This is a genomic window from Gallaecimonas xiamenensis 3-C-1 (genome assembly GCF_000299915.1).
Classification (GTDB): domain Bacteria; phylum Pseudomonadota; class Gammaproteobacteria; order Enterobacterales; family Gallaecimonadaceae; genus Gallaecimonas; species Gallaecimonas xiamenensis.
In genome coordinates, this window is record NZ_AMRI01000006.1 from 36,372 (window position 1) to 48,930 (window position 12,559).

At 64.9% G+C, this 12,559-nt stretch carries 14 protein-coding genes; 7 read left to right on the forward strand and 7 right to left on the reverse strand.

Annotation, left to right across the window (positions count from 1 at the left end; all coding sequences use genetic code 11):
- Positions 1-53: 53 nt before the first annotated feature.
- The 6 genes from B3C1_RS05465 to B3C1_RS05490 form a co-directional block, all read right to left on the reverse strand.
- On the reverse strand, positions 54-443 hold the full coding sequence (locus tag B3C1_RS05465; RefSeq protein WP_008483449.1) for a YbaY family lipoprotein: 390 nt from the start codon (positions 441-443) through the stop codon (positions 54-56).
- A gap of 62 nt (positions 444-505) precedes the next feature.
- Positions 506-910: a hypothetical protein gene (locus B3C1_RS05470; protein ID WP_035481255.1), complete on the reverse strand. Its 405-nt coding sequence runs from the start codon at positions 908-910 to the stop codon at positions 506-508.
- An 85-nt stretch (positions 911-995) separates the two neighbouring features.
- Positions 996-2,117: a heme biosynthesis HemY N-terminal domain-containing protein gene (locus tag B3C1_RS05475; protein ID WP_008483452.1), complete on the reverse strand. Its 1,122-nt coding sequence runs from the start codon at positions 2,115-2,117 to the stop codon at positions 996-998.
- Entirely contained in the window at positions 2,114-3,877 is a 1,764-nt protein-coding gene (locus tag B3C1_RS05480) for a uroporphyrinogen-III synthase (RefSeq protein WP_008483453.1), read from the reverse strand. The genes B3C1_RS05475 and B3C1_RS05480 overlap by 4 nt, the downstream gene beginning before the upstream one ends.
- Complete coding sequence (gene hemC, locus B3C1_RS05485) at positions 3,874-4,806, reverse strand: hydroxymethylbilane synthase (protein ID WP_008483455.1); 933 nt, start codon at positions 4,804-4,806, stop codon at positions 3,874-3,876. Before hemC ends, B3C1_RS05480 begins: the two co-directional genes overlap by 4 nt.
- Before the next feature lie 37 nt (positions 4,807-4,843).
- Complete coding sequence (locus B3C1_RS05490) at positions 4,844-5,236, reverse strand: DUF2914 domain-containing protein (RefSeq protein ID WP_083858263.1); 393 nt, start codon at positions 5,234-5,236, stop codon at positions 4,844-4,846.
- 129 nt (positions 5,237-5,365) lie between these two features.
- On the opposite strand from B3C1_RS05490, the gene B3C1_RS05495 reads away from it, so the two are divergent.
- On the forward strand, positions 5,366-7,717 hold the full coding sequence (locus B3C1_RS05495) for a class I adenylate cyclase (RefSeq protein ID WP_008483459.1): 2,352 nt from the start codon (positions 5,366-5,368) through the stop codon (positions 7,715-7,717).
- On the opposite strand, the gene cyaY is transcribed toward B3C1_RS05495, so the two are convergent.
- On the reverse strand, positions 7,706-8,035 hold the full coding sequence (gene cyaY, locus B3C1_RS05500) for an iron donor protein CyaY (RefSeq protein WP_008483460.1): 330 nt from the start codon (positions 8,033-8,035) through the stop codon (positions 7,706-7,708). The genes B3C1_RS05495 and cyaY overlap by 12 nt on opposite strands.
- A 79-nt stretch (positions 8,036-8,114) precedes the next feature.
- Between cyaY and lptM the strand changes: the two genes are divergently transcribed.
- From lptM to B3C1_RS05525, 6 genes are read left to right on the forward strand one after another with little or no spacing between them, the layout of a single operon-like run.
- Positions 8,115-8,237 carry an LPS translocon maturation chaperone LptM gene (gene lptM / locus B3C1_RS19690; protein WP_156804466.1) on the forward strand — a complete coding sequence of 41 codons (123 nt, stop codon included), beginning with the start codon at positions 8,115-8,117 and terminating at the stop codon, positions 8,235-8,237.
- Positions 8,234-9,484: a diaminopimelate decarboxylase gene (gene lysA, locus B3C1_RS05505; RefSeq protein WP_008483461.1), complete on the forward strand. Its 1,251-nt coding sequence runs from the start codon at positions 8,234-8,236 to the stop codon at positions 9,482-9,484. Before lptM ends, lysA begins: the two co-directional genes overlap by 4 nt.
- Positions 9,478-10,308: a diaminopimelate epimerase gene (gene dapF, locus B3C1_RS05510; protein ID WP_008483462.1), complete on the forward strand. Its 831-nt coding sequence runs from the start codon at positions 9,478-9,480 to the stop codon at positions 10,306-10,308. Before lysA ends, dapF begins: the two co-directional genes overlap by 7 nt.
- On the forward strand, positions 10,305-10,979 hold the full coding sequence (locus tag B3C1_RS05515; RefSeq protein WP_008483463.1) for a DUF484 family protein: 675 nt from the start codon (positions 10,305-10,307) through the stop codon (positions 10,977-10,979). Before dapF ends, B3C1_RS05515 begins: the two co-directional genes overlap by 4 nt.
- Entirely contained in the window at positions 10,963-11,853 is an 891-nt protein-coding gene (gene xerC, locus B3C1_RS05520; RefSeq protein ID WP_008483464.1) for a tyrosine recombinase XerC, read from the forward strand. Before B3C1_RS05515 ends, xerC begins: the two co-directional genes overlap by 17 nt.
- Positions 11,850-12,557 (forward strand): HAD-IA family hydrolase, encoded by a 708-nt coding sequence (locus B3C1_RS05525; protein WP_008483466.1) that lies wholly within the window; start codon positions 11,850-11,852, stop codon positions 12,555-12,557. Before xerC ends, B3C1_RS05525 begins: the two co-directional genes overlap by 4 nt.
- The last annotated feature ends 2 nt before the right edge of the window (positions 12,558-12,559 follow it).

The window sequence follows — 12,559 nt, forward strand, 5'->3', positions numbered from 1 at the left end:
GGGATAAGCGCCGTACGGCAACTCTGGCCCCACCAAAGGTGCCAGCGCCAGGCTTAGCGGCCTACGGGCACCAACTGGATGCGGGCCGGGTCGGTCAGGTGGCGGCCATTGCGGCTCTTGTGAACGCGATGGACAAATAACAGCTGGCCGCTGCCGTCGGTTACCCAGGCATTGAGCACGTATTGGCCCTTGGACTGGGCCAGGGCCGGTGGCAGGGACAAACGAAATGCCAATGGCCAATGGTCCGGTTCTAGCTCGGCCTTGGCCAGGGTATGGACTGGGCCGTCGGCGGTGGAGAACTGCTCCAGGGAAACGGTAACCCGGGCGCCGACCGGCAACTGGGCCCCTTCAGGCAGGATCAGAGTCCCGGCCAACCCCAAGGGGGCGGGGGCTGAGCAGGCGCAAAGCCAAAGGGCCAGCAGCAGGCCGGGTATTCTTGCCATGGGAGCACTCCAAAGGGACAGGCGCACCCGAGCCTAGAGCCGGCACTGGAACCAGGGATGAATCAGGGACGTGACTGCTGCTGATAGCAGCGCTGAATGGCTTCGCTGCGGCTCAAGGCACCGGGCAGGCGGCACTCGATCAGCACCCGCCGGCTCTTGTAGAGGGGTTTGTTGTCGCTGGGCAGGATCACCACCACCAATTGGTAGGGTTGGCCGAGGAACCAGGCCTGCTGGGTCATCACCAGGCCTTCCTTGCCGTGCCACTGCACCTCGCTGACCAGAGGATTGCGGTAGCGGGCGCCGGGGGCATTGATATTGGCAGGAGCCCGCTGGCGCAGCAGGTCCTGGATAAAACTGTCCTGGCTGCCATAGGCGATATCCGCAAAGCGGGACGACAACAGGGGTTCGGCCGCCTGGAGCATGGGGGCCAGGGCGACCAGGCAGCATAACCAGTATCTGAGCATCATGGCGCCTCCAACGTCTAAGAAAAGACTAGCGCAATCAACCGTTTTTGCCGGGCATAAAAAACCGGGGCCTTGGCCCCGGTGTCATTCAGGCGAGCTGGCGATACAGCTCTACAGCCCCTTTGTGGTCCCCCTGGCGAGCCAACACCTCGGCCAGGGCCTGACGCCACTGGCGTTCGTCCCGCAGGGCCAGGGCCGCTTCCAGGTAGCGCTGGCCTTCGCGCAGGTCTCCCTGCAGCAGGCTGAGCTGGCCCAGGGCGGCCAGCAAGGCCGGATCCCGGTCCCGCTTGTGGTGCCATTTGAGCAGTTGGCGCTGGGTGGCTCCCGCATCTTCATGGCCCACCAGTTGCGGTAACACTGCCAGCAGTGCCGGTGCCGGCTCCCGCTTGATGGCGCCCATCAGCAGTTCCAGGCCCTTGGCCTTGTCGCCGGCTTGGGCGTAACTGCTGGCCAACACCGCCAGTATCTCGGGGTTTTGGCGGCTGTGCCGGTCCAGCACCTGCTCCAGGCGGGACAGGCTGGCCAAGCCCTCTGAGGCCGCTACCTGGGCCCTGGCCTGGAAGGCGGGCAGGTAGTAGTGGTCCCTTTCCACGTCGCTCAGGCTGTCCAGGTGCGGCCAGAGCAGGGCCAGTTCCCCTTCGGCCAAGGCCAGACGAGCCGCCAACTGGTTGCCGGCCTTGCTGCTGCGCAGGCCGTCGGCCAGGGCGTCGAAGGCCTGGCGAGCCGCCGCCAGATCCCCCAGGTGCAGCAACATGGCCGGGGCTGCCAAGGGCTGCTCCAGCTCCGCCAGCAGGCGGTCGCGCTCGGCCTTGTCACCGGCCTTATGCTCGGCATAGGCCGCCGCCAGGCGCGGAAAGTCGGGCAGGGGGGCATGGGGAACAGCTGCCGCCAAGGCGGCGCCGGCTTGGCCATATTGGCCCTGCCAGAGCTGTTCCCAGGCCTTGGAGGCCTTCTTATGGGCACGGCGGCCACCACGGTCGGCAAACCAGCTGCGGGACGAACCAAAGGAGCGGGCCAGGCGGCGCACCAGCCAGTCCAGGCACCACACCAGCACCAGCAGTGCCAGCACCATAAAGGCCAGGCCCACCACCGAAGTTTCCAGGGTCCAGCGGCCCAGGGCCACCAGCACATAACCGGTTTCCCCCATCAGCATGGGACCGGCCGCCAGGCCGGCGATCAGCAGGCCCAACAGGATAAGCAGCCGGATCATGACTTGGCCTCCGCCCAGCGCAGGGCATCGAGCTGGCCGGGCAGGCTCAGGCTCACCGGCATTTCCAGCAGCTTGTCCAGCTCGGCCACAAAGGCCTTGGTGGCGTCGGCATCGCTGTCGGCGTAGCCGTCCAACCAGTCGCGAACCTGACGCAGGCTGGCCTGGTAGCGGCTCTGGTCGCCGGCAAACATGGCCAGCTTGGCTTCGTTAAGGGCCAGGGCCAGGGCTTCGCGCAGATAGGCCTCGTGGCTGGGGCTCATCAGGGGGGCCACTTCGTCTTCACGCTTGCGGATCTTGATGAAATTGTCTGCAAAGCTCTGCCAGGACTTGGACAGGTTGTCGCGCCAGTCGCCGCTGTCCTGGGTCAGGGTCAGATCTTCGCGTTGGTCGCTGACGTCGGGCAGCTTGACGGTGTTCAGGGGCAGCTTGGCCACCTGCGCCGACAACCCGGCCAGGCGCATGGCAAGGGCGGTGCGGTCGATATCGGCCTGGGCGGCCAGGTTGGCCAGGTCGGCGGCGATGGCCTGGCGCCAGGCCAGCAGCTCGCTGGTCTCCGGCATGAGGCGCAGGGCATTGTCGGCGTCACGCAGCAACGCCTTGGCCACGTTCAGATCCTGGCTCAGGTAGAGGCGGCGATTGGCCATCCGCACCAGCATGGCCGCTTCTTCACGGGGCCAGCTCTGGGTGTCGGCCTTGTCCTGTTGCAGTTTAAGCAGCTGTTGGCGCAGTTTGGCCAGGGCCTGGTCCTGTTCTTTGAGCAGGCGGCTCTGCTCGGCCAGACCAGCAGCCTGGCTGCGGCTGGTGCTTTGCAGGGCGCTGACCTCGGCCGGGTCTACTTGGGGAGCTTTGGGGGCGCTGGCCAGCAGCCATTGCTGGTAGGCGGTCCAGCCACTCAGGCCTAAAGCGCCAGCACCCAGCAACAAGGCCAGCAGGGCCAGGGCGACAGAGACCTTGCTGTTGCCCTTGGGGGCCTCCTTGGTCTTGGGAGCTTGGGCAGCGGCCGGAGCCGGAGCCGGTGTTTTGGGAGTCTCGGTGTTGTCCGTCATGGGGGCGGCGCTGTCCTTGAAATAATGAATGATAGCCTCGTCGGAGGCGTCCTTGAGCTGCACCAGCCGGCTGAAACCCTGGCCTTGGGCGTATTCGGCCACCCGTGCCGAGGGTACCAGCAGGGTCAGGCCCAGCAGCCACTCTTTAAGGGGAGGGGGCGTGGTGGCCAAAAGGGCGTCCAGCAGGCTGCAGGAGGTGACCTGCACCTGGTCGACACCGGCGTCCTGCCAGGCCAGCACCTGTTCCGGGGCCAGGTGCACAGGTTGGCGCCGGTAAACTTCCCGTACCTGGACCTGGGCGCCCCGCCCGGCCAGGGTCTTGGCCAGCAGCTCGCGGCCACCGTTGCCCCTGGCGATCAGGATACGTTCGTCCTGGACCTTGGCCAGGGCCGGCTGGGCCAGCAACCCTTCGGAATCCGGCGGGTCGGCCACCAGCACCGCATCGGCGCCGGCCTCACGCAGGGCCTGGGCCGTGGCTTCGCCGACAGCGGCGTAACGGGGGCCCTTGGGTAGAGGCGAGGGTAGCCCGGCCACGGCATGCACCGACACCGCCACCACCCACTGGGCGTCGGCCAGCTCGGTAGCCAATTCCGGAGCAGGGTCCACCGGGCTGATGGTCAGCAAAGGGCTGACCTGATGGGCTATGGCGGCCTCGGCCAGGCGGGCGGCAAGCCGCTCGGCCTGGGGTTGTGGCCTGACGATAAGAAGGCTCATAAGCGTCTTCCGTAAACCGCTTCCAGTATGGCCTTGGCACCGGCGTCCAGCAGTTGCTGGCCCAGTTGCTGGCCCAGTTGTTCGGCCTGACTGGCCGGCCCCCGCACTTCACCTTCCACTATGGCACTGCCATCCGGTTGACCCACCAGGCCGCGCAGCCACAGTTGGTCGCCGTCCAGCAGGGCAAAGCTGCCGATGGGAACCTGGCAGCCCCCTTCCAGGCGGCTGTTCATGGCCCGCTCGGCGGCTACCCGGATGCGGGTGGCTTCATGGCCAAGGGGGGCCAGCAGGGCGAGGATGCGCTGGTCGTTAAGGCGGGCTTCGATGCCGACGGCGCCCTGGCCCACGGCCGGCAGGCTCTGTTCGGCGCTCAGGGCGCTCTTGATGCGATGGCCCATGCCCAGGCGCTTGAGGCCGGCACAGGCCAGGATGATGGCGTCATACTGGCCGTCGTCCAGCTTGGCCAGGCGGGTGTTGACGTTGCCCCGCAGGTCCTTGACCACCAAGTCGGGGCGGCGGGCCCTGAGCTGGCATTGGCGGCGCAAGCTGGAGGTACCGACCACGGCACCGGCCGGCAAGGCTTCAAGGTTGGGGTAATGGTTGGAGACAAAGGCGTCCAGGGGGTCTTCCCGTTCACAGATGGTGACCAGGCCCAACCCCTCGGGGAAATCCACCGGCACGTCTTTCATGGAATGCACGGCGATGTCGGCCCGGCCTTCGAGCATGGCCACTTCCAGCTCCTTGACGAAGAGCCCCTTGCCACCCACCTTGGCCAGGGGGGTGTCGAGGATCTTGTCGCCCTTGGTGACCATGGGCACCAGCTCCACCACCAGGCCGGGGTGGGCGGCTTCCAGGGCCGCTTTGACATACTCGGCCTGCCAAAGGGCCAGGGGGCTTTGCCGGGTGGCAATACGCACGGGTTGAGACATCTTGATCGCCTTCTATTGCTCTGGGCTCATCCTACCACTAGGGGGACGGGCTTTCGACGGGCCCCAGGGTCAAAGTCCGCTGGTAAAGCAAATCGCCGCCATCGTTCAGCACTTCCAGGCGCCACTGACCTGGGCTGACCTTCTTTTCCGACCAGGTGCGCCAGCGGTCGGCGCCGATGCGCAGCGCCACGTCCGCCTGCAGCTCGCCATTGTGGTACCAGCGATGATGCACCTTCTGGCCGCTGCCGTCTTTGATCTCGGTAAAGAGCACCAGCTTGTCGACCCCGGCCGGCAGTTGCTCGGCTTCTATGATACCGGCCGGTTCCCGCTGCACCACGTCCCGGCACAACAGGGAGCGAGCCAGTTGCAGGTCTTGGGCCAGGGCCGGCAAGGCCAATCCCAATAGCCCGATCCACGCCCATCTTGGCATTTTAAATCACCCATTTTTCTAATAATGTCAGCAGTATACCTATACCCCCACTGTCAATCTGGAATATGGGCGTTGGCGAAAGGGTCGCCAGGGTTTAAAATGTGACCGAATTAACACTTTCCTTGGTTCATGTCTAACCTCAGTCTCGACGAACTCACCCTGAACATTGCTGCCCTGCATGCCGAGCGCCGCCGTCTGGCCCGCCAGGCCATGACCCCGCAGGCAGCCATGGTATTCGACCTGGTGCCAGCCCTGCTGCATTGCCAGCACCCGGCCCTGCCCGGCGGTGAGGAAGAGGCCCCCCATGGGGTCAACGGCGTCGAAGACCAGCCCTTGCGCCGGCGCCTGGCCAACCGCCTGGGCATCGAGACCCAAACCCCGGTCCAACACGACATCCAAGCCGTCTATTCCATGGGGTCCACCGGCACCCTGGGCCAGACCCGCTGTTCGGACCTGGACATCTGGGTCTGCCACAGGCCCAGCCTGGGCGCTGCCCAACGCGCCGCCCTCGAGGCCAAGTGCCAGCGCCTGACCGACTGGGGCAAGGGCCAGGGCATGGACCTGACCTTCTTCCTGATCGACCCGGACGAATTCCGCCAAGGCAACAAGCAGGGCATGAGCGGCGAGTCCTGCGGCAGCTTCCAGCACTGGCTGCTGCTGGACGAGTTCTACCGCAGCGCCATCTGCCTGGCCGGCCAGTTGCCGGTGTGGCTGTTGATTTCCCCGGATGACCGCCGCCCCTATCTGCAGGCCAAGGCTCACCTCTTCGCCAACGGCGTCGACCCGGAGCAGTGGATTGACCTGGGCGCCCCCGATCCCATACCGCCGGACGAGTTCCTGGGCTCCATGCTCTGGCTGCTCTACAAGGGCATTGAAAACCCCTACAAGGCGCTGCTGAAGCTGACCCTGATGTCGGTCTACGCCCGCCAGTTCCCCAAGGTCAAACTGCTCAGCAACGAGTTCCGCCGGGCCCTGCACCAGGGGGAGACCGAGATCCTGGCCCTGGACCCTTACGTGCAGCTGGAAGCCTACCTGGCCCGCCAGGGCCTGGCTCCGGCCGACCTGGAAATGGCCCGTGGCTGTCTCTACCTCAAATGCGGCGGCGACAACCTGATGGAGCTGTCCCAGCACCATGCCCAGGTGCTGGGGGACCTGGCCCAGTCCTGGGGCTGGGACCTGGCCCGGCGCCAGCAATTTCAGGCCCACCGCGACTGGCCACTGGTGGAACTCAAGCAATGGCATCAGCGCCTGCGCGAGCAGATGCTGGCCGGCCTGCACGAAGCCAGGGAACTGTTCCGCCGCACCGGCACCGTATCGCGCCTGTGCCCCATTGAACTGACGGTGCTGAGCCGCAAGCTGGACGCCACCTTCGCCGAAAAGCCCCACAAGCTGCCTCAGCTGTGTCTGCCCCCCGGGGTGGACGTGGGCCAGCCGACCCTGGTGGTCAAGGCCGATGACCAGTGGCAGCTCAACTGCCCCCAGTCCGGCAAGACTCTCTACCAATGGACCGAGCTGCCGGGTCTGTTGGCCTGGTGTTTGCTCAACGGCTTTATCACCAACCAAACCGAACTCAAGCTCGAATGCGACAAGCTGGACCTGGACACCCTGGACAGCCTTTGTCGCAGCCTGACCTGGCTGAGCCAAAAGCCCGACCCGGCCGACCAGATCCTGGCCCAGCCGGCCCAGTTAGAAAGGGCCCAGATCCTTATCAACCTGGAGCAGGACGCCACCGACCATATCAAGGTCAAGCGCAGCGACCTGGACTGCGACCCCTTGAATTTCGGCAAGGACAGGGAAGTGCTGGTCAACGAACTGACCCTGGTGCTGCGCAACACCTGGGGTGAAGCCATGGTGCAGACCTTCAGGGGCGAGCGGGCCCTGGCCGAACTGCTGCTGGTGTTGCTGCCGCTGCTGCCCAAGGACGCCCTGGCCAACAAGCGGGTACATATCCATTGCTTTGCCAGCCAGTTGGGGGAAACCATAGCCCACCGGGTGATGGACCTTATCGCCAAGGCACAGGAACGGCTGGCCCAGGGGCCCTGGACCCTGTGCGTGGGCAATAGCAAGTGGGTGTTCTGGCGCCAGGCCGGTGAACTGCGCTGGCAGGAGATGACCGATCCGGTGGCCTTCTATGCCCGGCTGTCGGCGGCCAAACTGGAGCAGCAAAACCGCGCCCAGGACCATCAGGTGCCGCCACCTGTGTACGGCCACGCCCTGTGCGGCCTGGTGCAGTTCTTCTTTATTAACCGCCAGGACGGTTACAGCCTGTACGTGTCCAACGAACACAACCAGATCAGCTATTACCACTATCCGGCCATGGACAAGGCCAACCTGGTGACCCTGATCAGCCGCTTCTACACCCAGAAAGAAAGCCTGTGCCCCAGCACCACCTTCAACCTGCCGCAGTATTACGAGCTGTCGGAAAATGAAGAGGGCTGGCAGATGCAGCCCTTGACCACCACGACCCTGTCAGAGCCCTAAGGTGATGGCGCTGCCGGCCTGACGGCTGACGGCTTCATCCAAGAAGGCAAAGAGCTCGGCGCCGGAACGCACGTCTATCCATTGCCCGTCCTGGAAGCCGAAATGGTGGCCGTTGAACTTGGTGGCCACCCAGATCTGCTGCAGCGGCGGCTGCTTGTTGAGGATGATCTTGCTGCGGTCCGGGAAGATCAGGTCCACCTTGCCGCCAACCGACTCCACTTCGATGTCCAGGCCGTTCTGTTCGGCGGCACTTTCCACTGCGTCTTCAATGGCCAACAACAGGGCGTCTGTGATGTCCTCGTACTGGCTGTCGTTCATCTTTTACCTTCGGTTTTGCAATTGGCTTGGGTAGTGCGATTATAGGGTCAGAACCTGATAAATCCGACCCAGAACGAACGTGAGAAAGCGCCTCTTTTTCCTGGCCATCGTTGGCCTGCTCCTCGCTGGTTGTGGCCAGAAGGGCCCGCTTTACATGCCGCAACCGGCACCGGACAACCAGCCCAGCGAGCCCCAATCATGAGCCACCACTATCAGAACCAGCAGCTGATGCTGGAAGACGCCGCCGTGGCCGACCTGGCCGACCAGTTCGGCACGCCCCTTTATCTCTACTCCCGAGCCGCCATAGAGCAGGCTTACCAGGCCTTTGCCAGCCCCCTTAAAGGGCGCAAGCACCTGATCTGCTTTGCGGTCAAAGCCAACTCCAACCTGGCGGTACTGAACCTGCTGGCCCGCCTGGGCGCCGGTTTTGACATCGTCTCAGGCGGCGAGCTGGCACGGGTACTGGCCGCCGGTGGCGACCCGGCCAAGGTGGTGTTTTCCGGGGTCGGCAAGACCCGCAGCGAAATGGCCCAGGCCCTCAAGGCCGGCATCCACTGCTTTAACGTCGAATCAGTGGCCGAGCTGGATCGCCTCAACGGCGTGGCCGGCGAACTGGGCCTGGTGGCCCCCATCAGCATCCGCGTCAACCCCGACGTGGACGCCAAGACCCACCCCTACATCGCCACCGGCCTCAAGGAAAACAAGTTCGGCATCGACATCCTGATGGCCCCGGACGCCTTCCGTAAAGCCGCCAGCCTGCCCAACCTCAAGGTGCTGGGGGTGGACTGCCATATCGGCTCCCAGCTGACCGAAACCGAGCCCTTCGTGGCCGCCCTTAAGCGGCTGCTGGCCCTGCGCGAGCAGCTGCAGGCCGACGGCATCGAGCTGGCCCATATCGATATCGGCGGCGGCCTGGGGGTCACCTACACCGACGAGCAGCCCCCCAAGCCGGCCGACTACCTGGCCGAGATACTGCCGCTGATCCCCGCCGGTTTGACCCTGGTGCTGGAGCCGGGCCGGGCCCTGGTGGCCAATGCCGGCCTGTTGGTGGGCAGGGTGGAGATGACCAAGGACAACGGCTTCAAGCGCTTCGTGATCCTCGACACCGGCATGAACGATTTGATGCGCCCCACCCTCTATCAGGCGGTGATGCCGGTGCTGCCCATCAACCAGGCCCAGCAAAACGGCCCCCTTTCCGACCTGGTGGGCCCGGTCTGCGAAACCGGCGACTGGCTGGCCAAAGACGTGCCTCTGGGCGCCGAGGAAGGGGACCTGGTGGCCATTGGCGGCGCCGGGGCCTATGGTTTTGTGATGAGTTCCCAGTACAACAGCAGGCCCAGGGCGGCCGAAGTGATGGTGCAGGGTAGCCAGGCAGTGCTGATCCGCCAGCGGGAGACCGTGGAGAGCCTTTGGGCCGGTGAACAGCTGCTGCCGGAGGCGTCATGCTAGTCCAGTTCTCCAAAATGCACGGCCTGGGCAACGACTTTATGGTGGTGGACAACGTCACCCAGAACGCCTTTTTCTCGGCCGAACAGATCCAGAAGCTCGCCGATCGCCACACCGGCATCGGCTTTGACCAGCTGCTGGTGGTGGAGCCGCCCTACGATCCGGACCTGGACTTTCATTACCGGATCTTCAACGCCGACGGTTCCGAGGTGGAGCAGTGCGGCAACGGCGCCCGCTGCTTTGCCCGTTTCGTGCGGCTTAAGGGTCTGACCAACAAGAACCGGATCAAGGTGTCCACCAAGAACGGCAAAATCACCCTGAACATCGACAAGGACAACCTGGTCACGGTGAACATGGGTGTGCCGGTGCTGGACCCGGGCCAGGTACCCTTTCGGGCCCAGAAGGAAGAAAAGACCTACATACTGCGGGAAGGTGACCAGACCTTCTTTATCGGCGCCGTGTCCATGGGCAACCCCCATTGCGTGTTGACCGTAGACAGCGTCAAGGACGCCGAGGTGGAACAGGTGGGGCCGCTGCTGGGCAGCTCCGACCGTTTCCCCGAAGGGGTCAACGTCGGTTTCATGGAAGTGCAGAGCCGCGACCGCATTCGGTTGCGGGTCTTTGAACGGGGCAGCGGCGAAACCCAGGCCTGTGGCAGCGGCGCCTGCGCCGCCGTGGTGGTGGGGCAACTGCAGGAGAAACTGGGCCGCAAGGTCCAGGTGGACTTGCCAGGCGGCACCCTGAGCATCAGCTGGGCGGGCCCGGGAGAGCCCCTGTATATGACAGGCCCGGCCGAACACGTTTACGACGGACAGATCCATCTATGAGCGAGAGCAACACCGCCAGCCTGCTGGCTTTGGACGAAGACCTCATCGCCGAGTACCTGGAGTCGAACCCGGACTTTTTCTGCCGCAACCCCGAGCTGCTGGTCAGGCTGCGCCTGCCCCACGGCGAGCGCGGCACCGTCTCCTTGCTGGAGCGCCAGCTGGAGCTGGCCCGCCACCGTCACCGTGACCTGGAAGAAGAGATCACCGCCCTGCTCGGCGTGGCCGCCCACAACGAGCAGGTAGCCCGCGCCTGCCACCGCCTGGGGGTAGATGTGATGGGGGCCAGCACCCTGGATCAACTGCTGGCCCTGCTCAGCGAAGGGGTGCGCTTGCACCTGGGCATGGAGATCAGCCGGCTGGTGCTCTGCTCTCGCCTGGCGGAAACCCAGCACAAGGCCCTTGCCACCGTTTACGAACGGCTGAAAAAAGGCCCTTACTTCGGCCGCCTCACCGAGGATGAAAAGCGCCTGCTGCTGGGCCATGTGCCGCAGCGGGCCGAGTCCCTGGCCTTGATGCCGGTGCGCCACCAGGGCCAATTGCTGGGGATCTGGGTGATTGCCTCCCCCGATGCCGGTCATTTCCAGCCGGATATGGACGCCCTGCTTATCAGTCAGCTCTGCGAAGTGCTGGCCCTTAGGATAGCGGCCCTGAGCCATGGCAAGCTTCGCTGAGGCCCTGCCCGCCTTCCTGCGTCATCTTCACGCCGAGCGCCAACGGTCGGAGCAAACCCTGGCCGCCTACCGGCGCCAGTTGCAAGCCCAGGCGGACTTCTTTGCCGACCTGGGGATACACCGCCTCGACGCCCTGGACGAAGGCCATATCCGCCAGTGGCTGGCCAGTGAGACTCGCCGGGGCCAGTCACCCAAGTCCATGGCCCAGGGCCTGTCGGCCCTGCGCAGCTTCTACGACTACGGCCTGCACCTGGGCCTGGTGGCAGACAACCCCGCCAGCCGGGTCAAGACCCCCCGCCAACCGAAAAGGCTGCCCAAGGCCCTGGATCTCGACGAAACCGGCCGCCTCTTTGCCAACGGCAGCCAGGACCCCTTGCTGGTGCGGGACAGGGCCATGCTGGAGCTGATGTACAGCTGCGGCCTGCGCCTGTCGGAGCTGGTGGGGGTGGATGTGGACCATATCAATGACGGCGAAGTGCGGGTCACCGGCAAAGGCAACAAAGAACGGATAGTGCCGGTGGGCAGCAAGGCCCTGGAGGCTATCGGCAAATGGCGGCAACTGCGCGGCCAGTTCAGCCAAGGAGGTGAGCGGGCCCTGTTCCTCAGCCGCCAGGGCAAGCGCATCTCGGCCCGGTCGGTGCAGCAGCGCTTTGGCCAGTACGCCAAACGCAGCGGCCTGGACAGCCACCTCAACCCCCACAAGCTGCGCCACAGCTTTGCCACCCATCTGCTGTCATCCAGCGGCGACTTGCGGGCCGTACAGGAGTTGCTGGGCCACAGCCAACTGGCTACCACCCAGATCTACACCCATCTGGATATGGAGCACCTGGCCAAGGTCTACGATGCCGCCCACCCAAGAGCGAGACGCAAATGATCCACTACCGCCCCCTGGGCCCCATTGCCGCCATCAGCTTCGACCTGGACGACACCCTCTACGACAACGGGCCCTTGATACGTAGCGCCGAGGCCAAGCTGCAGCAATGGCTGGCCGAGCGGGTCAAGACCCTGGCCGACAGCGGCCCCTATTTCTGGCAATGGCGGCAGAGGGTCATCAGCGAAGACCCCATGTTGGCCCATGACGCCACCGCCAGCCGCCACCAGGCCCTGAGCCGGGGCCTGACCGCCCTGGGGGTCAACCAGGCACAGGGCCTGGCCGACGCTGCCATGGCCCACTTCTTGGAGTGGCGCTCCGACTGCACCCTGGGCCCGGAGATCCACCTGCTGCTTGAGCAGCTGTCCAGCCGCCGGCCCCTGGTGGCCATTTCCAACGGCAATGCCGACATCGAGCGCCTGGGCTTGGGCAAGTACTTCAAGGGGGCCTTCCATGCCGGCGCCAGCCGCCGCATGAAACCGGCCCCGGACCTGTTCCTGGCTGCCGCCCAGCACCTGAAACTGACCCCCAAGGCCATATTGCATATAGGGGATCACCTGCGGGACGACATCCAGGGCGCCTTGCAGGCCGGCTATCAGGCCGCCTGGTACAACCCAGAGGGGCTCTCCATCAAGAGCCAGGGCAAGGGCTTGTTGCTGCCCCATTTCGAGTTTCAATCATTGGCCTCGCTGCGCCAGTTGCTATAATG

Excerpts from the sequence above, each read along its gene's own strand:
- B3C1_RS05465 (WP_008483449.1), bottom strand. The coding sequence starts at position 443 with ATGGCAAGAATACCCGGCCTGCTGCTGGCCCTTTGGCTTTGCGCCTGC.
- B3C1_RS05470 (WP_035481255.1), bottom strand. The coding sequence starts at position 910 with ATGATGCTCAGATACTGGTTATGCTGCCTGGTCGCCCTGGCCCCCATG.
- B3C1_RS05475 (WP_008483452.1), bottom strand. The coding sequence starts at position 2,117 with ATGATCCGGCTGCTTATCCTGTTGGGCCTGCTGATCGCCGGCCTGGCG.
- B3C1_RS05480 (WP_008483453.1), bottom strand. The coding sequence starts at position 3,877 with ATGAGCCTTCTTATCGTCAGGCCACAACCCCAGGCCGAGCGGCTTGCC.
- hemC (WP_008483455.1), bottom strand. The coding sequence starts at position 4,806 with ATGTCTCAACCCGTGCGTATTGCCACCCGGCAAAGCCCCCTGGCCCTT.
- B3C1_RS05490 (WP_083858263.1), bottom strand. The coding sequence starts at position 5,236 with ATGCCAAGATGGGCGTGGATCGGGCTATTGGGATTGGCCTTGCCGGCC.
- B3C1_RS05495 (WP_008483459.1), top strand. The coding sequence starts at position 5,366 with ATGTCTAACCTCAGTCTCGACGAACTCACCCTGAACATTGCTGCCCTG.
- cyaY (WP_008483460.1), bottom strand. The coding sequence starts at position 8,035 with ATGAACGACAGCCAGTACGAGGACATCACAGACGCCCTGTTGTTGGCC.
- lysA (WP_008483461.1), top strand. The coding sequence starts at position 8,234 with ATGAGCCACCACTATCAGAACCAGCAGCTGATGCTGGAAGACGCCGCC.
- dapF (WP_008483462.1), top strand. The coding sequence starts at position 9,478 with ATGCTAGTCCAGTTCTCCAAAATGCACGGCCTGGGCAACGACTTTATG.
- B3C1_RS05515 (WP_008483463.1), top strand. The coding sequence starts at position 10,305 with ATGAGCGAGAGCAACACCGCCAGCCTGCTGGCTTTGGACGAAGACCTC.
- xerC (WP_008483464.1), top strand. The coding sequence starts at position 10,963 with ATGGCAAGCTTCGCTGAGGCCCTGCCCGCCTTCCTGCGTCATCTTCAC.
- B3C1_RS05525 (WP_008483466.1), top strand. The coding sequence starts at position 11,850 with ATGATCCACTACCGCCCCCTGGGCCCCATTGCCGCCATCAGCTTCGAC.